Here is a 23,923-nt window from a genome sequence, read left to right on the forward strand (position 1 = left end):
GAGGCGCGGCGACAGAGGCCGCCACCAGGCTGCGGCGTTCCATGCCCCGACGCGCCCGCCGTGATCGTGTCGAAGAGCGCTTCGTCGTCCGCGTACGAGGGGGCATGGACATTTGATGGAATCGTCCAGGGGCCGGACGTCCCGGCAGACCTCCACCCCGCTGCCGTCGGGCGGACGGACGTCCAGGACGGCGACGTCCGGACGCGTCGCAGGGATCCTGACCAGCGCATCTGCCGCCGTGCCCGCCTCGCCGACGATCTCGATCCCGGGCTCGACGGAGAGCAGCTCGTGCACTCCGCGGCGCACGACTTCATGGCCATCCGGGAGAAATAAGGTGATTTTTCAGTCTTCGCGCACGGAATGAGTCTGACATACGAAGTCTTCCCGTGTGCCGGGTCAGCGGGATAACGTGCCGGTGTTCCGGCGGCCCACAAGGCTGTGACCAGTGCAGTTCCGTTCGTCGTCCCCGCATTTCTCGATTTACTTGGAAATCCAAGCAAAATCGCAGGTCAAATGGGGTTTCGCAGTAATGCGGCGCACTGGGTAACGTGCCTTTGACGGGGTGCTCGCCGGGGCACCTGTCACGCCTGTTCCCGGCCGAGGGCACCCACCCCGTGCACGCGTACGGAGACAGGCGGAGCCGCTCTCCCGCGCTCGGACGAAACGAGCAGGGGGAACCCCAGCGCCCGGCGGACCCCGGGGGCCGGACAGACGGAGGAGCACGCACGTGACCGTGGAAGGCACTGCCGCGCGCAAGCCGCGTCGCAGCAGTAAGCGCACCAGCGCGAGCGCGAGCGCCAAGGAGCCTCAGCTCGTACAGCTGCTGACGCCCGAGGGTGAGCGCGTCCAGCACCCCGAGTACGACATCGACCTCAGCCCCGAAGAGCTCCGCGGCCTGTACCGCGACATGGTGCTGACCCGGCGCTTCGACGCGGAGGCCACGTCCCTCCAGCGTCAGGGCGAGCTCGGCCTGTGGGCCTCGCTCCTCGGCCAGGAGGCCGCGCAGATCGGCTCGGGCCGCGCACTGCGCGACGACGACTATGTTTTCCCCACGTACCGTGAGCACGGCGTTGCCTGGTGCCGCGGGGTGGACCCGGCCAATTTGCTCGGAATGTTCCGTGGTGTGAACCACGGCGGCTGGGATCCGAACAGCAACAATTTCCACCTGTACACGATCGTCATCGGCTCGCAGACCCTGCACGCCACCGGGTACGCCATGGGCGTGGCCAAGGACGGCGCGGACAGCGCGGTGATCGCCTACTTCGGTGACGGCGCGTCCAGCCAGGGCGACGTCGCCGAGGCGTTCACCTTCTCCGCGGTCTACAACGCCCCCGTCGTCTTCTTCTGCCAGAACAACCAATGGGCGATCAGCGAGCCCACCGAGCGCCAGACCCGCGTCCCGCTCTACCAGCGCGCGCAGGGCTACGGCTTCCCCGGCATCCGCGTCGACGGCAACGACGTCCTCGCCTGCCTCGCCGTCACCCGGTCGGCCCTGGAGCGGGCCCGGCGCGGCGAGGGCCCGACGCTCGTCGAGGCGTTCACGTACCGCATGGGCGCGCACACCACCTCCGACGACCCCACCCGCTACCGCCACGACGACGAGCGCGCGGCGTGGGAGGCCAAGGACCCGATCCTGCGGCTGCGGACGCACCTGGAGAAGCAGGGGCACGCCGACGCCGCGTGGTTCGAGGAGGTGGAGACGGAGAGCGAGGCCCTCGGCAAGCGCGTCCGCGAGGCGGTCCGGTCCATGCCCGACCCCGACCACCTGGCGATCTTCGAGAATGTCTACGCCGACGGGCACGCGCTCGTCGATGAGGAGCGCGCGCAGTTCGCCGCCTACCAGGCGTCGTTCGCCGACGCGGATGGCGAGGTCAAGTAACCATGGCTGTTCAGAAACTCCCCCTCGCCAAGGCGCTCAACGAGTCGCTGCGCACGGCGCTCGAGAACGACCCCAAGGTCGTCATCATGGGTGAGGACGTCGGCAAGCTCGGCGGCGTCTTCCGCGTCACCGACGGACTGCAGAAGGACTTCGGCGAGGAGCGGGTCATCGACACCCCGCTGGCCGAGTCGGGCATCATCGGCACCGCCATCGGCCTCGCCCTGCGCGGCTACCGCCCGGTCGCCGAGATCCAGTTCGACGGCTTCGTCTTCCCGGCGTACGACCAGATCGTCACGCAGCTCGCCAAGATGCACGCCCGCGCGCTCGGCAAGATCAAGCTGCCGGTCGTCATCCGCATCCCGTACGGCGGCGGCATCGGCGCCGTCGAGCACCACAGCGAGTCCCCCGAGTCGCTCTTCGCGCACGTCGCCGGCCTGAAGATCGTCTCGCCGTCGGACGCGTCCGACGCGTACTGGATGCTCCAGCAGGCCATCCAGAGCGACGACCCGGTGATCTTCTTCGAGCCGAAGCGGCGTTACTGGGACAAGGGCGAGGTCGACACGGAGGCCATCCCGGGCGAGCTGCACCGCGCCCGCACGGTGCGCGCGGGCACCGACCTGACGCTCGTCGCGTACGGGCCGATGGTGAAGGTCTGCCTGGAGGCGGCCGCGGTCGCCGCCGAGGAGGGCCGGTCGGTCGAGGTCGTGGACCTGCGGTCGATCTCCCCGATCGACTTCGACACCGTGCAGGCATCGGTGGAGAAGACGGGCCGGCTCGTGGTCGTCCACGAGGCGCCGGTCTTCTTCGGCTCGGGTGCCGAGATCGCCGCTCGCATCACGGAGCGGTGCTTCTACCACCTGGAGGCGCCGGTCCTGCGGGTGGGCGGTTACCACGCGCCGTATCCGCCGGCCCGGCTCGAAGAGGAGTACCTGCCGGGCCTCGACCGGGTGCTCGACGCCGTCGACCGCTCGCTCGCGTACTGAGGAGGCCCGCTGTGATCCGCGATTTCAAGATGCCGGACGTGGGGGAAGGCCTCACCGAGGCCGAGATCCTCAAGTGGTACGTCCAGCCGGGCGACACCGTCACCGACGGGCAGGTCGTCTGTGAGGTGGAGACCGCCAAGGCGGCCGTCGAACTGCCCATCCCGTACGACGGGGTCGTCCACGAGCTGCGTTTCCCCGAGGGCACGACCGTCGACGTCGGCGAAGTGATCATCTCGGTGGACGTGGCCCCCGGGGCTGCCGCCGAGCAGCCGCAGACCGCGCAGCCCGCGGCCGAGGAGCCCGCCGCCAAGGACTCCGCCGGTGAGGCCGAGCCGCAGGGACGCCAGCCCGTCCTGGTGGGCTACGGCGTGGCGGCGACGTCCACCAAGCGCCGCCCGCGCAAGCAGCCGGCCGCCGCCCCCGAGGCGCAGCCGGCCGCCGCCGCCCTCCAGGGCGAGCTGAACGGCAGCGCGGGCACGGTCACGGCCGCCCCCACGGCCCCCGCCCCCGCCGGCCCGCGCCCGCTCGCCAAGCCGCCGGTGCGCAAGCTGGCGAAGGACCTCGGGGTCGACCTGGCGACGGTGACGCCGACCGGGCCCGACGGGATCATCAGCCGCGAGGACGTCCACGCGGCCGTGTCCCTCGCCGCCGCGTCGATCGCCGCCCCCGCCGCCGTACCGGTACCGGCGCAGGCACCGCAGCCCGAGCCGCAGCAGCAGCCGCAGCCCGAGGCCGTCGTGGCGGGCGGGGCGCGCGAGACCCGCATCCCCATCAAGGGCGTCCGCAAGGCCACCGCCCAGGCGATGGTCGGGTCCGCCTTCACCGCACCGCACGTCACCGAGTTCGTCACGGTCGACGTCACCCGCACCATGCGGCTCGTCGAGGAGCTCAAGTCCGACAAGGACATGGCCGGGCTCCGGGTGAACCCGCTGCTCCTCGTCGCCAAGGCGCTGCTGGTGGCGATCCGGCGGAACCCGGGGATCAACGCCTCCTGGGACGAGGCCGCTCAGGAGATCGTGGTCAAGCACTACGTGAACCTCGGCATCGCGGCCGCCACGCCGCGCGGTCTGATCGTGCCGAACATCAAGGACGCGCACGCCAAGACCCTGCCCGAGCTCTCCCAGGCCCTGTCGGAGCTGGTGTCCACGGCCCGTGAGGGGAAGACGACCCCCGCGGCCATGCAGGGCGGCACGGTGACCATCACCAACGTCGGCGTCTTCGGCGTCGACACCGGTACGCCGATCCTCAACCCGGGCGAGTCCGCGATCCTGGCGGTCGGAGCGATCAAGCTCCAGCCGTGGGTCCACAAGGGCAAGGTGAAGCCCCGTCAGGTGACCACGCTGGCCCTCTCCTTCGACCACCGCCTGGTCGACGGGGAGCTCGGCTCCAAGGTCCTCGCGGACGTCGCCGCGGTCCTGGAGCAGCCGAAGAGGCTCATCACCTGGGCGTGACGCCCCGCTGAGCGAGGCCCGTCCCACATGCCGGGACGGGCCTCTCTCCGGCCCCCCTGTTGTATCTATGCTGTGTTCATGCCTTCCGCCCCCGCCGCAGCCGACCGCGTCTACACCCACGTCAAACAGGCCGTCCTCGACCGCCGCTACCAGGGCGGCACCCTCCTCACCGAGGGCGAGCTCGCCGAGGCCGTCGGAGTCTCCCGCACGCCCGTGCGCGAGGCGCTGCTGAAGCTGGAGATGGAAGGGCTGCTGAAGCTCTACCCCAAGAAGGGCGCCCTCGTGCTCGCCGTCTCCGCGCAGGAGATCGCCGACGTCGTCGAAACCCGCCTGCTCGTCGAGGAGTTCGCGGTCCGCAGGGCCGTACCGGCGTCGGCGCGGCTCATCGAGCGGCTGGAGGCGCTGCTGGAGGAGCAGCGCCGGCACGCCGAGAACGGCGATCTGGCGGCCGTCGCCGTCACCGACCGCGGTTTCCACGCCGAGATCGTGCGCCACGCCGGCAACGAGATCCTGTCGCGCCTGTACGACCAGATGCGCGACCGCCAGCTGCGGATGGGCGTCGCCGTCATGGAGGCCCACCCGGACCGCATCGCCAAGAACATCGCCGAGCACGCCGAGATCCTCGGCGCCCTGCGCGCCGGTGACGCGGAGGGCGCCGCGCAGTGCGTGCACCGGCACGTCAGCCGGGTGAAGGTGCTGGTCCGGGGCGAGGACCGGTGAGCGGGGCCGCCCTGCCGTCCGGCCCTCCCCCCGCCTCCGGCGGGGAAGCCCCCGGCGGGCGCCGCGCCGTCCTCGTGTGGGGCGTCGGCGTCAGCGTCTACTTCGTCGCCGTCATCTTCCGCACGTCCCTGGGCGTCGCCGGGCTCGACGCCGCCGACCGCTTCGGCATCAACGCCTCCGCGCTGTCCACGTTCTCCATACTCCAGCTGCTCGTCTACGCGGGCATGCAGATACCCGTCGGCCTGATGGTCGACCGGCTCGGCACCAAGAAGGTCCTCACCCTCGGCGTCGTGCTGTTCACCGCGGGCCAGCTCGGCTTCGCCCTCTCCCCCTCGTACGGCATGGCCCTCGCCTCGCGCGCGCTGCTCGGCTGCGGCGACGCGATGACGTTCATCTCCGTCCTGCGGCTGGGCACCCGCTGGTTCCCCGCCCGCCGGGGACCGCTGGTCGCGCAGATCGCCGGGCTGTTCGGGGTCCTCGGCAACCTCGTCTCCACGATCGTCGTGGCCCGGATGCTGGACGGGCTGGGCTGGACGTGGACCTTCGCCGGCAGCGCGGCGGCCGGCGCCGTCGTCCTGGTGGTGCTCCTCCTGTTCCTGAAGGACCACCCCGAGGGGTGCGCACCGGAGCCCGTGCGCCACGCCGGCGCGGCGTTCGTCCGCCGCCAGATCGTCCGGTCGTGGCGCGAGCCCGGCACCCGGCTCGGCATGTGGGTGCACTTCACCACCCAGTTCCCCGCGATGGTGTTCCTGCTGCTGTGGGGCCTGCCGTTCCTCGTCGAGGACCAGGGTCTGTCCCGGGGCACGGCCGGTGACCTGCTGACACTGGTGGTGCTCGCCAACCTGGTCTTCGGTCTGGCCTTCGGACAGGTCATCGCCCGCCACCACGGGGCGCGCGCGCCGCTCGCCCTCGGCACGGTCGCCGCGACGGCCGTCCTGTGGGCGGCCACCCTCGCCCACCCGGGCGCACGGGCCCCGATGTGGCTGCTGGCCGCCCTGTGCGTCGTCCTGGGCGCGTGCGGTCCCGCCTCGATGATCGGCTTCGACTTCGCCCGGCCGGCGAACCCGCCGGAGCGCCAGGGCACGGCCTCCGGGATCGTCAACATGGGCGGCTTCACCGCCTCGATGGCCACCCTGCTGGCCGTCGGGGTGCTGCTGGACGCGACGGGCGACGACTACCGGATCGCCTTCTCGTCGGTCTTCGTGCTCCAGGCGCTGGGCATCACCCAGATCCTCCGGCTGCGTGCGCGCACGGCGCGGCGGGAACGCGAGCGGCTGGTGGCGAGCAGGGTCGAGGCCGTGCACGTACCGGTGGTGTGACCCGGCGGTGTGACCGGGCCGTGGTGCCCAGGCCGTGGGGCCCCGGCGTCGCACGCCGGACCCTGCCGCGGGGGTCACCGGGCCCCAGGGCCGCTCCCGCGGCGGGACCCGCGGCGGCTACGGCGTCACCGCGAAGTTCGCGAGGATCGCGTCCGCCAGCTCCTGGTCGCCCTCGACCTTCAGGCGGTCGGCCACCGCCGCCGGCCGCACCCGGCCGCACGCCAGGCGCACGTACGTCTCCCAGTCCACGGCGATGGTCACCGCGGGGCCCAGGGACGGCGCGCCGTCGATCGTGCCGTGCCCGTTCGCGTCGACCCGTACCGTGCGCAGGAACTCCACCGGCCCGTGCACGTCGAAGACGACCGCCGTGTTCGGCGGGGCGCCCGCGTCCTTGGCGACGACCTTGGGCAGGACGTACAGGAAGTTGTCGCGGGCGACGTACGCGCCGGGCGAGTCGAGGTTGCCGGGCCTGCCGAGCGCGGTGCGCAGGTCCTGCTCGTGCACCCACACGTCGAAGGCGCGCATCCGGTAGGCCAGTTCGAGCGACTGCTCGGCGCCGAGCGGCGCGCGGATCAGGGTGTCGGGGGAGCGGTTCTCGTTGCGCAGCTGGCGGGCGCGGCGGATCAGGACGTACTCCAGCTCTGCGGTCATCTCCGGACCGGTGTGGTGGCGCCGCGCGTCGACCTGCACCTCCATGTAGCGCGCGAACTCGCCGCGCACGTGGAACAGGTCCCGGGGGAGGGTGTGGATCGGGCGGGGGTCGCCCAGCATCTCGCACTCCATGCCGATGACGTGCGACACGATGTCGCGCACCGACCAGCCGGGGCAGGGCGTGGCGCGATTCCACTCCCCCTCGACGAGCGGCTGCACCAGCTCGGATATCGCTTCGATGGAGTGGGTCCAGGCGTCGGCGTAAGTCTGGAGGCTGGGATGGACGGTCACGGGACCCCTCGGACGGTCGGTACGCGGGCGGGCTGGGTGCTGTGGCAGTTAAGTTACGCTGCCGTGAGGCACCCCGGCAGTGCTTTCGTATGACGATCGTAGGCCCGTGTTGACGACTCGAATGCCAGGGCGGTGGTAGTGTGCGCGCCTCACTGATCCAGATCGCAGTAGACCCGGACGAATCCCCCGATTCCCGCCGTGCGCGCGTCGCTTCCCTGGTGGCCGGGCAGCGGGGGGTCGCCGACCTGGTCGTCCTGCCCGAACTGTGGCCCGTGGGCGCCTTCGCGTACGACGCGTACGAGACCGAGGCGGAGCAGGTGCCCGGCGGTACGACCTGCGAGGCGATGGCCAAGGCCGCGGCGGAGGCGGGCGTGTGGCTGCACGCGGGCTCGGTCGTGGAACGCGCCCCCGACGGGCTCCTCTACAACACCGCGCTGGTCTTCTCCCCCTCCGGCGAGCTCGTCGCGACCTACCGCAAGATCCACCGCTTCGGCTTCGACAAGGGCGAGGCCGTGATGATGGCGGCGGGCGCCGACCTCGTCACCGTCCCGGTCCCGGACCTCCCCCTCGGCATCGCCACCTGCTACGACCTGCGGTTCCCCGAGCTCTTCCGCGGCCTGGTCGACGCCGGCGCGCTCGCCCTGGTCGTCCCGGCCGGCTGGCCCGCCCGGCGCCGCGACCACTGGACGCTGCTGACCCGCGCGCGTGCCGTCGAGAACCAGGCGTACGTCCTCGGCTGCGGCACCGCGGGCACCCACGCGGGCGTGGAGCAGGCCGGCCACAGCATCGTGGTCGACCCGTGGGGCGAGATCCTCGCGGAGGCGGGCCCGGCGGAGGAGGTCCTCACCGTCGAGCTGGACCCGCGGAAGGTCGCCACGACCCGCGAGCAGTTCCCGGTGCTGAAGGACCGTCTCCTGGGGATGCCACCGCCGCGCCGCTGACGGCGGTCCGCGCCGGGCGGCCGTCCGGGCCGCTGTCCGGGCCGGGCACGTTCCGCGAGCGGAACGTGCGGCGGTAGGTGTCGGGCGGCACGCCGACCGTGCGGTTGAAGTGGCGGCGCAGCGTCGTGGCGGTGCCCATGCCGGTGGCCGCCGCGATGGTGTCCACGCTGTCGCCGGTCGTCTCCAGCAACTCCTGGGCGTGGCGGATCCGCTGGGTCAGCAGCCACTGCAGCGGGGTGGTGCCGGTCACCGACCTGAAGTGGCGGCCCAGGTGGCGCGAGCTCATGCCTGCCCGCCGGGCCAGGTCCTCCACGGTGAGCGGCTGGTCGAGCCGTTCGAGCACCCACGGGAACAGCGCGGCGAGCGGATGGTTGTCCGGGGCGGGCACCGGGGTGGTGACGAACTGCGCCTGGCCGCCGTCCCGGTGGGGCGGCACGACCAGGCGGCGGGCCACGGCGTTGGCGACCGACGACCCGCGGTCGAGGCGGACCAGGTGCAGGCACAGGTCCATGGCGGCGGCCTTGCCGGCGGAGGTGAGCACGCTGCCCTCGTCGACGTAGAGCACGTCCGGGTCCACCCGCACCCCGGGGTGGCGGGCGGCCAGTTCCCCGGTGTGCGCCCAGTGCGTGGTCGCGCGCCTGCCGTCCAGCAGACCGGCGGCGGCCAGCACGAACGCACCCGTGCACAGCGAGGCCACGCGCGCGCCGGCCGCGTGGGCCGCGCGCACCGCGTCGACCAGATCGGCGGGCGGGTCCCGGTCGATGTCGGCCCAGCCCGGAACGATCACGGTGCCGGCGTCCCGGAGCCGGTCGAGGCCGTGGTCGGGCTCCAGGAGGAACCGGTCGACCCGCACGGCGTCCGGCCCGCAGACCGCGACGTCGTACCAGGGTCCGGGCACGCCCGCCGGGGCGGACCCGAAGACCTCGCAGGCCAGGGACAGCTCGAAGTGCAGCATGCCGTCGGTGACGGCCAGCGCGACGGAAGCCACGTCCGGAATTGTACGGGTCACGTCGTTCCGGACACTCGTGGTCGGTACCGGTCCTCGACAGGATGTTCATGACAGCGCGACGGACATCGAGTACGGGGGAGAACCCATGGGAACAGGACCGACGGTGGCGGTGTACGGCGCGTACGGGCACACCGGGCGCTTCGTGGTGGCGCGGCTGCGCGAGCGCGGGTTCGTCCCGCTCCTCTCCGGCCGCGACGCCGGAACGCTGGCCGCCCTGGCGTCCGGATCCGGACTCGACGCCCGCCCGGCGGCGGTCGACGACCCGGCCGCACTCGACCGCGCGCTGGCCGGTGCGGCGGCCGTGGTCAACTGCGCCGGGCCCTTCGCCACGACGGCCGCCCCCGTGATCGAGGCGGCACTGCGCGCCGGGATCCCGTACGTGGACGTGGCGGCCGAGATCGAGGCCAACCTGGACACGTTCACGCACTTCACGGACCGCGCCCGCGCCGCCGGAGCGGTCATCGTCCCGGCGATGGCCTTCTACGGCGGCCTCGGCGACCTGCTGGTCACCGCCGCGATGGGCGACTGGACGGCGGCGGACGAGGCGCACGTCGCCTACGGGCTGAACGGCTGGCACCCCACCCCCGGCACGCGCGTCGCTGGCGCCGTGTCCCGGCAGCGGCGGGACGGCCGGCGCGTCCGCTACGCGAACGGGCGGCTGGAGTACCGCGACGACGCCATGCCCGGCCTCACCTGGCCCTTCCCCGAGCCGATGGGCCCCCGTGACGTCCTCGGCGAGTTCACCATGGCCGACGTCGTCACCGTGCCCAGCCACCTGGCCATCCCCGACGTGCGCACCTACATGACGGTCGAGGCCGCCAGGGACCTGTCGGCACCCGACACCCCCGCGCCCACCGCGGCCGACGAGCACGGGCGGTCCGCGCAGACCTTCCTCGTCGACGCCGTCGTGCGCTCCGGCGGCGCGGAACGGCGCGCCGTGGCGAGGGGGCGGGACATCTACGCCGTCACCGCACCGCTCGCGGTGGAAGCGGTCGACCGCATCCTCACCGGACGGACCAGGACGACCGGAGTCGCCTCCGCCGGCGAGATCTTCGACGCGGCGGACTTCCTCCGCGCGCTCTCCTCCCACCTGTCCGTGGAGCTGCGCCCGTAACCCGCCCGCCTTTCCGGCCCGCCCGGCTTCCCGCCCGTGGTCCGGTGCTCAGGGCGGGACGGCAAGCCTGAACCATGAACGATGCCGCCCCGGCGCCCACCCCCGCGCCCGAGCCCCGCCGCCGTGCCCGTGTCCGTGCCCCCGAGCTGATCGGCAAGGGCGGATGGCTCAACACCGGCGGCAAGGACCCGAAGGTCGCCGACTTCCGCGGCCGCGTACTGATCCTCGATTTCTGAAAATCGACAACGGACCACCCAACTTGCGGCAACACTGAGGGTGTGCACCAAGACGCAATCTGTGACCTCTATCTGCGCCTGTCCCTCGACCGGGACGGCAAGACCGCGATCGAACGGCAGGAATCCGACTGCCGTGCCTGGGCCGAACGCAACGGACTGACCGTCCGCAAGGTCCACATAGACAGAGGGCGCTCCGGCTACAAGACCGTTGAGCGCAAGGGCTTCGACGCCGCGCTGGCGGCAGTCACGGCGGGTGTCGTCGGCACACTGATCGTCTGGAAACTGGACCGGCTCTCCCGCAAGGGCATCGGCCAAGTGGGCAAGGTGCTGGACGACATCGAGAAGGCCGGCGGCCGTCTCGTCTCAGTTCTGGACGGTCTCGACACTTCGAATGACTCGGCGCGCATGGTCGTCGCGATGCTGGCTGAGCTTGCCCGGTCCGAGTCCAGGAATCTCGGTACACGCGTCGGCCACGCCAAGCGCTACCTGCGTAGCAAAGGTCAGTGGATCGGCGGCCAGCCCCCGTACGGGCTGCTCATCGACCCGAAGAGCAAGAAGCTCATCCACGACCCGGAACACGTCGTCTACGCCCGCCTGATCGCGGATGAAGCGCTTGCCGGTACATCGCTGGTCAAGATCGCCCGACTCCTCAACGAGTACGAGATCCTCTCGCCCCGGGGTGGGCAGTGGAATGCGGCCAGCATCATGCAGCTCCTGCGCTCCCCTGCGTTCGCCGGCCTGATGCCGGAGACCGAAACCGTTGAGACGGACGACGGTGAGCGGAAGTACACGGGCAGGGTCCTTCCGTATCGCGATCCCGAGACGCTCGACACGGTCGAGGTCGGTGAGGGGGTCATCACGGTCGGGGAGCGTGAGCAGATCATCCGCACGCTGGAATCCAGGACGTTCGTACACGTAGGAAAGCGGCGGCCGAAGCCCGACGGGACGGCGCTGCTCACGGGACTCGTCTACTGCGCGGTTCCTGACTGCGGTCGCCGGATGCACCGTGTGGGCGTCAGCTATCAGTGCATGGCACGCCGTGCAGGTAACCAGTGCATCGGAGCGTCGGCGCTGGCTGATGCGGTTGACCAGTATGTGACGGAACAGTTCCTCACGAAGCTTCCGGCGCTCGAACCGGACGATCCGCTGCTTGTCGCGATCGCAGATCGCTGGGTGCACCGCGTGGACCCGGAGACCTTCGCTAAACGTGATGCTCTCACTGCGGAGATTCAGGATGAGGAAGCCCGCCTGGCTGATCTGGAGGATGCACGCTACGTGCGTGGTGAGTTCAGTGGCGCGGCTGCCGTGGAGCGCTACAACCGGCTTTCAGAGCGCCTGAGGGGACGAATCGACGGCCTCCGCGGCGATCTCCGGAGGCTTCCCGTGCCGTCCGTGGACGTGTCTCCGATGCTCGACGGCGTCACCCTGCGAGAGGCGTGGGCGGATGCGACGAACGAGGACAGGCGCGAACGGCTGTCGCTCGCCATAGACCGCGTTGAGGTGAGCAAGGGAGTGCGCGGACAGCGGATCATCCCCGAGCAGCGCATCCAGATCCATTGGGCGATCCTGCCGACCCGCCGGGCGAGCATCGTAAACGAGCCGTGGCGTTTCTGTGGCCCGAGGGCGGAGGTAGGGAGTGGCTCACCTTCACCCACGGAGGTCACCCGCGTCGCACGGCCGTGATCGGTCGTTCATGGGCGAATGGCAAGCTTGAACCATGAACGATGCCGCCCCGGCGCCCACCCCCGCGCCCGAGCCCCGCCGCCGTGCCCGTGTCCGTGCCCCCGAGCTGATCGGCAAGGGCGGATGGCTCAACACCGGGGGCAAAGAGCTCACCCTCGCCGACCTGCGAGGTAAGTGCATTGTTGTTGATTTTTGGACGTTCTGCTGCATCAACTGCCTGCACGTCCTGGACGAGCTGCGCGAGCTGGAGGAGAAGCACCGCGACACCGTGGTGATCGTCGGCGTGCACTCGCCGAAGTTCGTCCACGAGGCCGACCACCAGGCCGTCGTCGACGCCGTCGAGCGGTACGGGGTCCACCACCCCGTCCTCGACGACCCGGAGCTCGCCACGTGGAAGCAGTACGCCGTGCGGGCCTGGCCGACGCTCGTCGTCATCGACCCCGAGGGGTACGTCGTCGCCCAGCACGCGGGCGAGGGCCACGCCACGGCCATCGCGACGCTCGTCGAGGAACTGGAGGCCGAGCACGAGGCCAAGGGCACCCTGCGGCGTGGCGACGGCCCCTACGTCCCGCCCGAGCCCGTCGCCACCCACCTGCGCTTCCCGGGCAAGGCGCTCCTGCTGGACAGCGGCAACCTCCTGGTCTCCGACACCACCCGCCACCAGCTGGTCGAGCTGGCCGCGGACGGCGAGACCGTCGTACGCCGCTACGGTTCCGGGGAGCGCGGTCTCGCCGACGGCAAGGCCGACGAGGCGCGCTTCAACGAGCCCCAGGGCCTCGCGCTCCTGCCCGGGGACGCCCCCGGGGCCGGAGGCTCAGCGCGGGTCGTCGTCGCCGACACCGTCAACCACGCCCTGCGCGCCCTGGACCTCTCCACCGGTGAGGTCTCCACCCTCGCCGGCACCGGCACGCAGTGGTGGCAGGGCTCCCCCACCTCCGGGCCCGCCCGCGAGGTGGCGCTCTCGTCCCCCTGGGACGTCGCCTGGTGGCAGGGCGAGGTGTGGATCGCCATGGCGGGCGTCCACCAGCTGTGGGCGTACGACCCCGATCGGGACACCGTGCGCGTGGCCGCCGGAACCACCAACGAGGGACTGGTCGACGGGCCCGCCGGCGACGCCTGGTTCGCCCAGCCGTCCGGGCTCGCGGCGGCCGGGGACCGGTTGTGGATCGCGGACTCCGAGACCAGCGCCGTGCGCTGGATCGACGCCGGCGGCACCGTGCACACGGCGGTCGGCACCGGCCTGTTCGACTTCGGCCACCGCGACGGCGATGCGGGGCAGGCGCTGCTCCAGCACCCGCTGGGCGTCACCGCCCTGCCCGACGGCTCCGTCGCCGTCTCGGACACCTACAACCACGCCCTGCGCCGCTACGATCCCGCCTCCGGCCAGGTCACGACCCTCGCCACCGATCTGCGCGAGCCGAGCGACGCGGTGCTCGCCGGCGACGACATCGTCGTGGTCGAGTCCGCCCGCCACCGGCTGACGCGGCTGCGGCTGCCCGAGGAGGCCGTGCAGGTGGAGGCGGTGGCCCACCGTACGCGGCGCGAGGCCACCGAGATCGCGCCCGGCACGCTGCGGCTGGACGTGGTCTTCCACGCGCCGACCGGCCAGAAGCTGGACGAGCGCTACGGCCCGTCGACCCGCCTGCTGGTCTCCTCCACGCCGCCGGAGCTGCTCGCCGCCGGCTCCGGCACCGGCACGGACCTGTCGCGGGAGCTGACGCTCGGCCCGGACGTCACCGAGGGCGTGCTGCATGTCTCGGCGATGGCCGCCTCCTGCGACGACGACCCGGCCAACGAGTACCCGGCCTGCCACGTGCACCAGCAGGACTGGGGCGTGCCGGTGAGGATCACGGAGGGCGGGGCCGCGCGGCTGCCGCTCATCCTGGCGGGGCTCGACGCCGACGGCGCGTAGGGAGCAGGGAGCAGGGAGCAGGGAGCAGGGAGCAGGGAGCCGACAGCCGGAAGCAGGCAGCCGGAGGCCGGGAGCCGGGCACGGGCCCGCCGGAGGGCGTCACGGTTCAGTACGCGAGGCCCTGGTGCGCGGACGGCCGGCCCGCCGCGCCGTCCAGGCACCCGGCCACCCACAGCGCGGGGTCGTGGGTGGCCTTCCGGCCGCCGAGGCCCTGGGCCTCCATCCGTGCACAGCCCCCGTCGAGCAGCGCGCGCACGCGCTCCCCGCTCACGTCGTGGTGGCGCGCCCGGGAACCCAGGACGTACCCGGCCTCGTACGCGATGTCCGAGCCCCAGGGCGGGCGGTCGTGGTACGCGTCGATCGCGTACGCGGCCGCGCCCAGCAGCACCGCCAGGGCCGCGGCCCCGGCGGTGAGCAGGGTCCGCCGGCCCGGCCCGCGGTGCCGTACGAGGGCGTCGTCCTGTCCCAGGAGAACCATGCCGGACACCGTGTCAGGTCCGGCCTTTCGCCGATGTTTCGCAACCGTCGATCAGGGGTGTACCGGACGATCAGAGTGCGCGCCGGTCGTCCCGGGGATCGACCATGGGGTCGGCCACCGGTGCCACGATCGCCCGGCGGCGGCGGTAGATGCTGGTGAACGCCACGACGCCGAGGATGCCGACGGCCATGAGGATCAGCCCCACGACGTCCAGGTTGACGCCCTGGGCCTCCCAGTCGGTCGCGAAGGTGAGGATCGCACCCACCCCGATGAGCAAGATGCAGCCACCCAGGCCCATGATTTCCGCCTCCTCGTCCATTCCGTAGGCGTTCCGGGTACCCGCCCCCGGAACGCCTACGCAACGATCAGGCGGTCGGCGTCACTTGACGTCGACGTGGTCCTCGGCGGACGCGCTCACCAGGTGCTTGCTGTTCGGGTAGGCGTGCACGGCCACCCATGAACCGTCCCCGACCTCGCGGAAGTTCTTCCGGAAGGTGCCGTTGGCGGCGGACTTCACCTCGGTCATCAGGTACCACTGCTCGTCGCCCTTGGGCCGGAACAGGATCAGCACCGGCTTGCCGGCGTACGCCTTCCAGCTCGGCGTGCGGTGCAGCAGCGTCCCGGTGACGGTGATCGTGCCGCCCTTGCGGACCGGCTCCGGAGAGGCGTTGAAGTCCTTGATGCGGGTCTCGGCGCGGCCGGCGTACAGCACCGGGCCGACGGCTCCGGTGACGAAGGCGGTGTTCTTGTAGACCGCGCGGTAGTAGCCGGTCGGCGGGGCCGGGACCGTGGCCTTGAAGCCGCTGCTGCCGTCGAGCCGGAGGGTGGTGACCTTCATCCACCCGTCGCGGCCGGTGCGGGACCACTGCAGGTCGACGTTGCGGTGCGGCGGCGCCGCGTCCCGGACGGCGACCCGGCCGTGGACCGTCAGCTGCGCGTACTCGTCCAGCGAGACGGAGAAGTCGTGGATCGAGGCCACGCCCACCCTGCGGTAGGTGATGTCGCCGGTCGGCCTGTTGGTGAGCCATTCGCCGTAGTACAGGTGCACCTGGTCGGACGTGACGCTGCCGCCCGGGATGGTCTGCTTGAAGGCGAAGGAGCCGTCGGCGGCCGTGTACGCCCTGACCGGAGTGCTGGTGCCGGTCATGTGGACGCGAGCGTCGCGGAGCGGCTTCCAGGTGCCGTCCGCGCCGAGGTACTCGGCGGTGCCGCGCACGGTGACCCGGTCGCCCACCTTGCCGGTGAGGACGGGAGTCGCGGGCGTCAGCGTGATGCGGCCGGAGGTCGGCACGGGGGCGACCGTCCTGACCTCGCTGGGCTCCGCGCCCTGGGAGAAGGCCCTGACCGCCAGCTCGGCGCCGGATCCGCTCGCGGTGAACGCGTACCGGAACTCGCCCTTGGCGTTCGTGTCGCCGAAGACGCCGTACGTGTCGCCGTACTTGACGGTGACGCCCGCTCCGGCGACCGGCGTGCGCTCGTGGGTGACCGGCTGCCACTCCACGACCCGGCCGGACGCGGTGAACCCCCGGTGGTCCAGTGTCGGGTTGGGGTTGTCGACGTCGAAGCCCTCGATGGCCTTCTTCGCGGTGTAGTCGTAGGTGCCGGCGTCCTTGAAGGTCGTCTCGTCGCCGTCCGCCTCCGTGACGACGAGGTCCACGGAGAACAGGCCGGTGATCTCCAGCTTGACCTCGCGCTCGGTGCGCCAGTCGCCGGCCTTCCGGTCGCCCTCGACGAGCGCGAAGTCGTGGACCGTCTCGACGGCGACGTCCTCGCCGGCGCGGTGGACGACCGCGCGGATGGCCGACACGTCGCTGTCGGTCCTCAGGTCATCGACGAAGAGGCGGCCCAGGCCGCCCCGGTGGCCCTCGACCGCACCGAGGGCCGCCTCTCCGGCGGCGGCGAAAGCGGTGCCCGCCGGCACCGAAAGAGCGCCCAGTACGACGGAGGTGCACAGGGCGATGGAAATGCTGCGTCTCAAGTGAATGTCCCCCGGACAGGATGAAAAGGGGCGCGCGGACGGCCAGAGCCATGCGGAGGTCGTGCGATGCTCACGTGAAGGCGGTGAAAAGGCGACGCGCGCCGAACTCCCGCATCATACGGGGATCGGCGCGCGTCGCGCACGGGTTCTTCCGGCTGGATTACCGCAGGTTATGGGTTACTTGAGCGGTGTCACTTCACGTCCACGAGGCCCGCGACCTCCTGGTTCACGAGGTGATTGTCGTCGGCGTCCTGGTGCAGGGCGAAGAACCAGCCGTCACCGCGTTCCTTCACGGTCGTCGTGAAGGTTCCGTTGGCCGCGGATTTCACCATGGTCACGTGGAACGACTGCTTCGGGTGGGCCTTCGGGCGGAAGTAGATGGTGACGTTCTTGCCGCCGTACGCCTTCCAGCTCGGCGTGCGGTGCAGCAGGGTGCCCGTGATCTTGACCGAGCCGCCCTTCTTCACCGCGGCCGGCGCGACCTTGTAGTCCTTGATGCGGGTCTCCGCGCGTCCCGCGTACAGCACCGTGGAGGTGGCCGCCGGGACGTTCGGGCCGCCGGTGTAGTGCGCCCGGTAGTAACCGGTCGGCGGCGCCTTCACGGTGTTCAGGAACTGCGTGCCCCAGGTGCCCATGGAGACCGTGCTGAGCTTCTTCCAGCCGTCCTTGCCGTTCGGCGACACGTGGATGTCGACCGTCCGGTGCGGCAGCGGCGCGCCCTCGATGTCCACCCGGCCGTTCACGGTGAGCTCGTGGAAGGCGTTGAGCTTGATCTCGAAGTCCTCGACGGCGGTGGTCGCGAGGGTGCGGACGGTCAGCGGGACGGTCGGCTCGTTGGCGAACCAGTTACCGTAACTGGCGCGTACCCGCAGCTTCGTGCCGCTGTAGGGCACTCGGGCGTCGACGCTGAAGCGGCCGTCGCCATCGGTCGTGTCGAGGCCGTTGAACCGGCCCTCGTCGTCCTCGACGTTCACGTCGGCGTAGTCGGTGGTCTTCCAGGTGCCGTCCTCGGACTGGTACTCGACCTTGCCCGTCACCTTCAGCGGCGCGCCGTAGGCGCCGCTGAAGGACCGCTGGTCGACGGTGATGCGGGCGGGCAGCGCCTTGGGCGTCACCGTGACGGTCCCGCTGCGGACGCCCCCCTGGTACGCGTACACGGGGACCGGCCCCGGCCCCGCGACGAACCAGTGGGAGAAGCGCCCGTCGGCGTCCGTCGTGACGGTGCGGGTCCAGTCGGAGAAGGTGGTGTCGCGGATGGTGACCTGGACGTCCGCCACCGGGGTGCGCTCGTGCGTGACGGGCTGCCACGTCAGGAGCCGACCCTGGGCGGTGACCTTCTGGTCGTCCAGGGTGGGGTGCGGCTTGTCGACACCGAACTCCGCGAAGTACCGCTTGGCGGTGTAGTCGTACGTGCCGGCGTTCTTCAGGGTCGTTTCGTCGCCGTCGGCCTCCTTGACGACCAGGTCGACGGAGTACGCGCCGGCGGCGTCGAGCCGGACCTCGTCCTTGGTGGTCCAGTCGCCCCACTTCCTGCTGCCCGAGGCGAGCTGGAAGTCCACGGCGGTGGCGAGGGCCGTGTCGTCACCGCTCCTGTGGACGACGGCGCTGATGGCGGTCACGTCGCTGTCGGTCGTGAGGTCGTCGACGAAGAGGTGACCGAACTCGGTGGTGTGCCCGCCGACCCGCTTGGCGGCCGGCCCGGCGGCGGGTGCGGCGAACGCGGTGCCCGGCACCGCGAGGACGCCCAGTGCCACGGACGTGGACAGGGCGAGAGAAATATTGCGCTTCACGTGTGTGCGTCCCCCCGGACGATGAATGGGGCGCATACGAGAGAAATGTGCGTGTGGTCGAAGAGAGGCGCCCCGGCCTGTGCATCCTAAACAGGCCGGGGCGTACCGCATAATCCTTTTTCCGGGGCGCTCTCGTCAGTCGCGCAGGAATGCCGTCAGCGCGTTCGCGAGGAGGAACGGGTCGTCCGCACCGCACAGTTCACGTGCGCTGTGCATGGAAAGGATCGCCACACCGATGTCGACGGTACGGATTCCGTGGCGCGCGGCGGTGATGGGACCGATCGTCGTGCCGCACGGCATGTCGTTGTTGGAGACGAAGGTCTGCCACGGCACGCCCGCCTTTTCGCAGGCCGCCGCGAATACGGCCCGCCCGCTGCCGTCCGTCGCGTACCGCTGGTTGACGTTCACCTTGAGGATCGGGCCGCCGTTGGCGCGCGGGTGGTGCGTCGGGTCGTGGCGCTCCGCGTAATTCGGGTGCACCGCGTGGCCGGTGTCGGAGGAGAGGCACACCGTGCCCGCGAAGGCGCGCGCCCGGTCCTCGTACCCGCCGCCTCGCGCGAACACCGACCGCTCCAGGACCGTGCCGAGGAGCGGGCCCTGGGCGCCGGTGTCGGACTCGGAGCCGTTCTCCTCGTGGTCGAAGGCGGCCAGGACGGGGATGTACGCCAGGTCGTCCAGGGCCGCCACGGCGGCCAGCGCGGCGGCGCCCGCGTGCACGGACAGCAGGTTGTCCATGCGCGGCCCGGCGACCAGCTCGCGGTCCCGGCCCAGGTAGGCGGGCGCCTCGACGGAATGCACCATCAGGTCCCAGCCCGCCACGTCGTCGGCGGCCACACCCGCCTCGCCCGCGACGAACGCGATCAGGTCGCCCTCGCGGACGTCGTCGCCCAGGCCCCAGATCGGCTGCATGTGCCGCTGCCGGTCCAGCTTGAGTCCCTCGTTGGCCTGCCGGTCCAGGTGGATGGCGAGCTGCGGCACGCGCAGCAGCGGCCGGTCCACGTTCACCAGCCGGTGGGTGCCGTCGCGCAGGGTCAGCCGGCCGGCCAGGCCCAGGTCGCGGTCGAGCCACGTGTTGAGCAGCGTGCCGCCGTAGGTCTCCACGGCGACCTGGCGCCAGCCGTGCGCGCCGCTGTCCGGGCGGGGCTTGACACGCAGGTTCGGCGAGTCGGTGTGCGCCCCGATGATGCGGAACGGGGTGTGCGGGGCCGCGCCCTCCGGCACGTACCAGGCGATGATCGCACCGGCGCGGATCACGTACTTGCCCCCGGCCGTCCCGTCCCAGGCCGCGGTCTCGTCGAGCTGCTCGAAACCGGCCTTCTCCAGCCGGTCCGCGGTGTTCGCGACGGCGTGGTACGGGGACGGCGAGGCCGCCAGGAAGGTCATCAGGTCGTCGGTGTGGCCGCGGTCGAAGCGGGCGGGAGAGCTGCGCATGACGTCACCTTACGGCCGGGGCCCGGACGGACCCAGGCCGATTGTCAGTGGTGGCTGCGACGATCGGAACCAGTCAGCCGAATGCGACCGGAGGTGTCCTGGTGACCACGACGACCGGCTCCACCCGCACCCGCACGCTCGCCCCCGCTCCCGAATGCGCCGCGTGCGCGGCCCCCGGCGCCGAATGGACCGCCGCGCTCATGATGCTGCTGTGCGGCGCGTGCGCGGCCGCGGCGACGGGGTCCCCCGACCGGGACCCCGTGCGCCTCGGCGACATCCTGCCGGTGACGGCTGCGGCTCTGCTCACGCGCGCCGCGATACCGGCCCGGCCCCGGCGGTGCGCCGCCCGGTGAGACCGGGCGGGCCCGCGGTGACGTCGGCCGCGTGACCGTGCCGGCGCGGCGGCCGGCGCGGTCGCTCCGTGCCCCGTGGGGCACAGGGGGCGGCCCGCCCTCCGGGAACCTCGGGGGCGGGCCGCCGTGGGACCAGGGCGCGTCCTGTTAGAACGCGGCCTCGTCCAGCTCCATGAGGGAGTTGTCCACGCCCTCGGCGATGGCGCGCTCGATCGAGACGCCCGGCAGGATGTTGGCGGCGAAGAACTTCGCGGCCGCGATCTTGCCCCGGTAGAACGCCTTGTCCTTGGCGGAGGCGGTCTCCAGCTTCTCGGCCGCGACGGCGGCACCGCGCAGCAGCAGGTAACCGACGACCACGTCACCGGAGGCCATGAGGAGGCGGGTGGTGTTGAGGCCGACCTTGTAGATGTTCTTGACGTCCTCGCCGGTGGCGGTGAGGTCGGTCAGCATCGTGCCGACGATCCCCTCCAGGTCGACGGCCGCCTTGGCGAGCGCGTCGCGCGCCGGGGCGAGCTCGTCGCCGCCGGTGCCCAGCGCGAGGAACTTCTTGATCTCCTCGGCCAGCGTGTTCAGCGAGGCGCCCTGGTCGCGGACGATCTTCCGGAAGAAGTAGTCCTGCCCCTGGATCGCCGTGGTGCCCTCGTAGAGGGTGTCGATCTTGGCGTCCCGGATGTACTGCTCGACCGGGTACTCCTGCAGGTAGCCGGAGCCGCCGAAGGTCTGGAGCGACTGGGCCAGCTGCTCGTAGGACTTCTCGGAGCCGTAGCCCTTGACGATCGGCAGCAGCAGGTCGTTCAGGCCGTGCAGCGCCTTGGCGTCCTCGCCGGCCGCCTCCTTGATCTGGATCTCGTCCTGGATTGCGGCGGTGTACATGACCAGGGCGCGCATGCCCTCCGCGTACGCCTTCTGCGTCATCAGCGAGCGGCGCACGTCGGGGTGGTGCGTGATGGTGACCTTCGGGGCGGTCTTGTCCATGAAGTTCGCCAGGTCCGGGCCCTGCACGCGCTCCTTGGCGTACTCCAGCGCGTTGAGGTAGCCGGTGGACAGGGTGGCGATGGCCTTCGTGCCGACCATCATGCGGGCGAACTCGATGATGCGGAACATCTGGCGGATGCCGTCGTGCTTGTCGCCGATCAGCCAGCCCTTGGCGGGGTGCTTGTCGCCGAAGGTCATCTCGCACGTGTTGGACGCCTTGAGGCCCATCTTGTGCTCGACGTTCGTGGCGTACACGCCGTTGCGCTCGCCCAGCTCGCCGGTCTCCCAGTCGAAGTGGTACTTCGGCACGAGGAACAGCGACAGGCCCTTGGTGCCGGGGCCGTGGCCCTCGGGGCGGGCCAGCACGTAGTGGAGGATGTTCTCCGACATGTCGTGCTCACCGGACGTGATGAAGCGCTTCACGCCCTCGATGTGCCAGGAGCCGTCCTCCTGCTGGACGGCCTTGGTGCGGCCGGCGCCGACGTCCGAGCCGGCGTCCGGCTCGGTGAGGACCATGGTGGAGCCCCACTGCTTCTCGACGGCTATCCGGGCGATCTGCTTCTGGATCTCGTTGCCCTCCTCGAAGAGGACACCCGCGAAGGCGGGGCCGGAGGAGTACATCCAGACGGCCGGGTTCGAGCCGAGGATCAGCTCCGCGTAGGCCCAGATCAGGGAGCGGGGCGAGGTCGTGCCGCCGATCTCCTCGGGCAGGCCGAGGCGCCAGTACTCCGAGTCCATGAAGGCCTTGTAGGACTTCTTGAAGGAAGCGGGGATCGGTGCGGTGTTCGTCTCCGGGTCGAAGACCGGCGGGTTGCGGTCGGCGTCCGCGAAGGACTCGGCGAAGTCGTTCTCGGCGAGACGGCGCATCTCGTCCAGGACGCTCTTCGCGGTCTCGACGTCCATCTCCTCGAACGGACCGGTGCCGTACACCTTGTCGCGCCCGAGGACTTCGAAGAGGTTGAACTCGATGTCGCGGAGATTCGACTTGTAGTGCCCCATGGCGACGGCTCCGTAAGGCTCGGGGAGGCAGGATCCTCGTACACGTACCAGCAAGTAGCTACGATGATGCTACCCGTCGGTAATAAGAGCAACCCCTATCGGGCGATCTGTGACGCGTCACGCCCCGGGCAGCGGCGGCCGGCCGGGCCGCGGGCACCTCTCCGCATCGGCCGTGAGGACCGCGGCGGGTCGGGGGCACGGCCCCGGGGCGGCGCCAGGCTTCCGGCGCCCGGGCGGGCAAAGCGTTCCGCCGGACCCGCGGGCGGTGCTGCCCGCTGTCCGAAAGGAGCCGCCGGGGCGGCGCGGGCCGGTGGTGGGGCCCACGACCCCGGTTCGTACTCAGTACCCTGGTGGCCATGTACGGCTACGACCAGAACCAGGGCGCCCAGCAGCAGTACGCCCCGCCCCAGCAGGGGTACGCGCAGCAGCCGCCGCTGTACCCCGAGCCGTCGCCGCCCTCGCTCGCCGACGCCGTGCGGGCCTTCACCACCGGATCGCTGTCCGCGGAGGACTTCCAGCAGATCTTCGCGACGTCGAAGGTCTACTGCCCGCGCGGTGACAACCCCGGCTTCCTCGCGCTGCACAACACGCAGCAGCCGGTGATCCCCATGTTCACCTCCCTCAAGGAGCTGCGCCGGTACGCGGGCAAGGAGTCCAAGTACTTCGTCATCACCGGTGCCGAGGTGATCGACCTGCTGCCCACCGGGTACGGCTTCGTCCTCGACATGGAGGGCGACCACCGGATCGTCTTCGACGCCAAGGCCGTCGAGCAGATGGTCGACTTCGCCATGCGCCGGATGTACGGCTGAGAACGGCCGCCCGCGGGAAATCCGGGAGACGGTCGTCCGCCGCGCTCCTAGGGTGCGCCGCATGACAACATCGCTCCGGCTGGAGAAGATCACCCCCGACAACGTCCTCGCCGCCTGCCGCCTCACCGTCCGCCCCGGCCAGGAGCGCTTCGTCGCTCCGGTCGCGCAGTCGCTGGCCGAGGCGTACGCGCAGCCCGACATCGCCTGGCCGCGGCTCGTCTTCGACGGCGACCGGCTCGTGGGGTTCGTGATGGGCTTCTTCGACGTCCGCTTCGACCCCAAGGACCCGCAGGACCGGCCGCGCTCCGGGCTGTGGCGTCTCGCCGTCGCCGCCGACGAGCAGGGCAAGGGGTACGGCCGCTTCGCGGTGCAGGCCGTGGCCGGCGAAGTCCGCCGGCGCGGCGGGACGCGCGTGACGGTGACGTGGACGGAGGGGGAGGGCGGACCCGAGGAGTTCTACCTCCGCCTCGGCTTCCGGCCCACCGGTGAGAAGAGCGAGGACGAGATCGTCGCCGAGCTGGAGCTGGCCTGACCCGTCCTGCCCTGAGCGCCGTGCCGGCCGGTCACCCCCACGCGGGGTGCCCGGCCGCGCTGCGTGCCCGGCCGCGCTGCGTGCCGGGCCGGGGCGGGTGTCAGGCCGGGCTGGTTGTCGGGCCGCGGTGCGTGTCATGCCGCTTCGGCCTCGATGACCGAGGAGAGGGACCGGGTCGGCATGACGCGGTTCGGGCGGAACGGCTGTTGAGGTCCAGCGGCTGGGTTCCGGGGACGGTCGCCAAGGGTTCGCTCCTGTCGTCGTGCGCGTGCGTACCTTTCTCAGCACCGGCTATATGCCCAGGTCAGGGCGGTTTCGCGGCGTCCGTCGGCCGTCTGTGCGGGCGTCGGAGCGCCTGCGGTGAAGGGCTCGGCCGGAGCCCGTGGGAA

21 protein-coding genes and 1 pseudogene are annotated in these 23,923 nt (G+C 71.4%); 13 read left to right on the forward strand and 9 right to left on the reverse strand.

Features of this window, described 5'->3' with window-relative positions; genetic code table 11:
• Positions 1–41: 41 nt before the first annotated feature.
• Positions 42–339: pseudogene (locus IH00_RS40095) on the reverse strand (response regulator); the annotation flags it as partial.
• 388 nt (positions 340–727) lie between these two features.
• On the opposite strand from IH00_RS40095, the gene pdhA reads away from it, so the two are divergent.
• The 5 genes from pdhA (at position 728) to IH00_RS0110685 (ending at position 6,352) form a co-directional block, all read left to right on the forward strand.
• Complete coding sequence (gene pdhA, locus IH00_RS0110665; RefSeq protein ID WP_031072061.1) at positions 728–1,879, forward strand: pyruvate dehydrogenase (acetyl-transferring) E1 component subunit alpha; 1,152 nt, start codon at positions 728–730, stop codon at positions 1,877–1,879.
• 2 nt (positions 1,880–1,881) lie between these two features.
• A complete protein-coding gene (locus tag IH00_RS0110670; RefSeq protein WP_031072063.1) occupies positions 1,882–2,862 on the forward strand; it encodes an alpha-ketoacid dehydrogenase subunit beta in 981 nt (326 codons plus the stop codon).
• A 29-nt stretch (positions 2,863–2,891) separates the two neighbouring features.
• Complete coding sequence (locus IH00_RS0110675) at positions 2,892–4,313, forward strand: dihydrolipoamide acetyltransferase family protein (protein ID WP_052411329.1); 1,422 nt, start codon at positions 2,892–2,894, stop codon at positions 4,311–4,313.
• A gap of 78 nt (positions 4,314–4,391) precedes the next feature.
• Positions 4,392–5,033 (forward strand): GntR family transcriptional regulator, encoded by a 642-nt coding sequence (locus IH00_RS0110680; protein ID WP_031072067.1) that lies wholly within the window; start codon positions 4,392–4,394, stop codon positions 5,031–5,033.
• Positions 5,030–6,352, forward strand: coding sequence for an MFS transporter (locus IH00_RS0110685; protein WP_039946713.1), 1,323 nt, complete (start codon positions 5,030–5,032; stop codon positions 6,350–6,352). Before IH00_RS0110680 ends, IH00_RS0110685 begins: the two co-directional genes overlap by 4 nt.
• 117 nt (positions 6,353–6,469) lie before the next feature.
• Here IH00_RS0110685 and IH00_RS0110690 read toward each other — a convergent pair whose 3' ends face one another.
• Entirely contained in the window at positions 6,470–7,294 is an 825-nt protein-coding gene (locus IH00_RS0110690; RefSeq protein ID WP_031072072.1) for a maleylpyruvate isomerase family mycothiol-dependent enzyme, read from the reverse strand.
• A gap of 140 nt (positions 7,295–7,434) precedes the next feature.
• Here IH00_RS0110690 and IH00_RS0110695 point away from each other — a divergent pair, with 140 nt between their 5' ends.
• Complete coding sequence (locus tag IH00_RS0110695) at positions 7,435–8,235, forward strand: carbon-nitrogen family hydrolase (protein ID WP_031072075.1); 801 nt, start codon at positions 7,435–7,437, stop codon at positions 8,233–8,235.
• On the opposite strand, the gene IH00_RS40100 is transcribed toward IH00_RS0110695, so the two are convergent.
• Entirely contained in the window at positions 8,138–9,223 is a 1,086-nt protein-coding gene (locus IH00_RS40100; protein ID WP_078887677.1) for a helix-turn-helix domain-containing protein, read from the reverse strand. The two genes, IH00_RS0110695 and IH00_RS40100, sit on opposite strands and share 98 nt — an antisense overlap.
• A gap of 106 nt (positions 9,224–9,329) precedes the next feature.
• Here IH00_RS40100 and IH00_RS0110705 point away from each other — a divergent pair, with 106 nt between their 5' ends.
• The 4 genes from IH00_RS0110705 to IH00_RS0110720 all read left to right on the forward strand — a co-directional run bounded on the left by IH00_RS0110705 (position 9,330) and on the right by IH00_RS0110720 (position 14,189).
• The gene (locus IH00_RS0110705) at positions 9,330–10,358 is read left to right on the forward strand and encodes a saccharopine dehydrogenase family protein (RefSeq protein WP_031072079.1); all 1,029 of its coding nucleotides are present in this window, start codon (positions 9,330–9,332) and stop codon (positions 10,356–10,358) included.
• Positions 10,359–10,432: 74 nt separating this feature from the next.
• Positions 10,433–10,594 carry a thioredoxin domain-containing protein gene (locus IH00_RS42705; protein WP_158827767.1) on the forward strand — a complete coding sequence of 54 codons (162 nt, stop codon included), beginning with the start codon at positions 10,433–10,435 and terminating at the stop codon, positions 10,592–10,594.
• A 42-nt stretch (positions 10,595–10,636) separates the two neighbouring features.
• A complete protein-coding gene (locus IH00_RS0110715) occupies positions 10,637–12,277 on the forward strand; it encodes a recombinase family protein (protein WP_031072080.1) in 1,641 nt (546 codons plus the stop codon).
• Between the two features lie 34 nt (positions 12,278–12,311).
• Positions 12,312–14,189, forward strand: coding sequence for an NHL domain-containing thioredoxin family protein (locus IH00_RS0110720; RefSeq protein ID WP_031072083.1), 1,878 nt, complete (start codon positions 12,312–12,314; stop codon positions 14,187–14,189).
• 106 nt (positions 14,190–14,295) lie between these two features.
• On the opposite strand, the gene IH00_RS0110725 is transcribed toward IH00_RS0110720, so the two are convergent.
• From IH00_RS0110725 to IH00_RS0110745, 5 genes are all read right to left on the reverse strand, one after another.
• A complete protein-coding gene (locus IH00_RS0110725; RefSeq protein WP_031072085.1) occupies positions 14,296–14,667 on the reverse strand; it encodes a hypothetical protein in 372 nt (123 codons plus the stop codon).
• A gap of 70 nt (positions 14,668–14,737) precedes the next feature.
• Positions 14,738–14,965: a DUF6458 family protein gene (locus IH00_RS0110730; RefSeq protein ID WP_031072088.1), complete on the reverse strand. Its 228-nt coding sequence runs from the start codon at positions 14,963–14,965 to the stop codon at positions 14,738–14,740.
• Between the two features lie 81 nt (positions 14,966–15,046).
• Positions 15,047–16,645 carry a hypothetical protein gene (locus tag IH00_RS0110735; protein ID WP_158827769.1) on the reverse strand — a complete coding sequence of 533 codons (1,599 nt, stop codon included), beginning with the start codon at positions 16,643–16,645 and terminating at the stop codon, positions 15,047–15,049.
• A gap of 191 nt (positions 16,646–16,836) precedes the next feature.
• Positions 16,837–18,435 carry a hypothetical protein gene (locus tag IH00_RS0110740; protein WP_158827771.1) on the reverse strand — a complete coding sequence of 533 codons (1,599 nt, stop codon included), beginning with the start codon at positions 18,433–18,435 and terminating at the stop codon, positions 16,837–16,839.
• 135 nt (positions 18,436–18,570) lie between these two features.
• Complete coding sequence (locus IH00_RS0110745) at positions 18,571–19,866, reverse strand: M18 family aminopeptidase (protein WP_031072094.1); 1,296 nt, start codon at positions 19,864–19,866, stop codon at positions 18,571–18,573.
• Between the two features lie 101 nt (positions 19,867–19,967).
• Between IH00_RS0110745 and IH00_RS0110750 the strand changes: the two genes are divergently transcribed.
• Positions 19,968–20,219, forward strand: a complete 252-nt coding sequence (locus IH00_RS0110750; protein WP_052411308.1) for a hypothetical protein — start codon at positions 19,968–19,970, stop codon at positions 20,217–20,219.
• A 147-nt stretch (positions 20,220–20,366) separates the two neighbouring features.
• Here IH00_RS0110750 and IH00_RS0110755 read toward each other — a convergent pair whose 3' ends face one another.
• A complete protein-coding gene (locus IH00_RS0110755) occupies positions 20,367–22,193 on the reverse strand; it encodes an acyl-CoA dehydrogenase (protein WP_031072099.1) in 1,827 nt (608 codons plus the stop codon).
• 356 nt (positions 22,194–22,549) lie between these two features.
• Here IH00_RS0110755 and IH00_RS0110760 point away from each other — a divergent pair, with 356 nt between their 5' ends.
• Complete coding sequence (locus tag IH00_RS0110760) at positions 22,550–23,002, forward strand: SseB family protein (RefSeq protein ID WP_031072101.1); 453 nt, start codon at positions 22,550–22,552, stop codon at positions 23,000–23,002.
• 61 nt (positions 23,003–23,063) lie between these two features.
• Positions 23,064–23,534: a GNAT family N-acetyltransferase gene (locus IH00_RS0110765; protein WP_031072102.1), complete on the forward strand. Its 471-nt coding sequence runs from the start codon at positions 23,064–23,066 to the stop codon at positions 23,532–23,534.
• Positions 23,535–23,923 lie beyond the last annotated feature (389 nt).

Source organism: Streptomyces sp. NRRL S-118 (genome assembly GCF_000716335.1).
GTDB lineage: Bacteria > Actinomycetota > Actinomycetes > Streptomycetales > Streptomycetaceae > Streptomyces.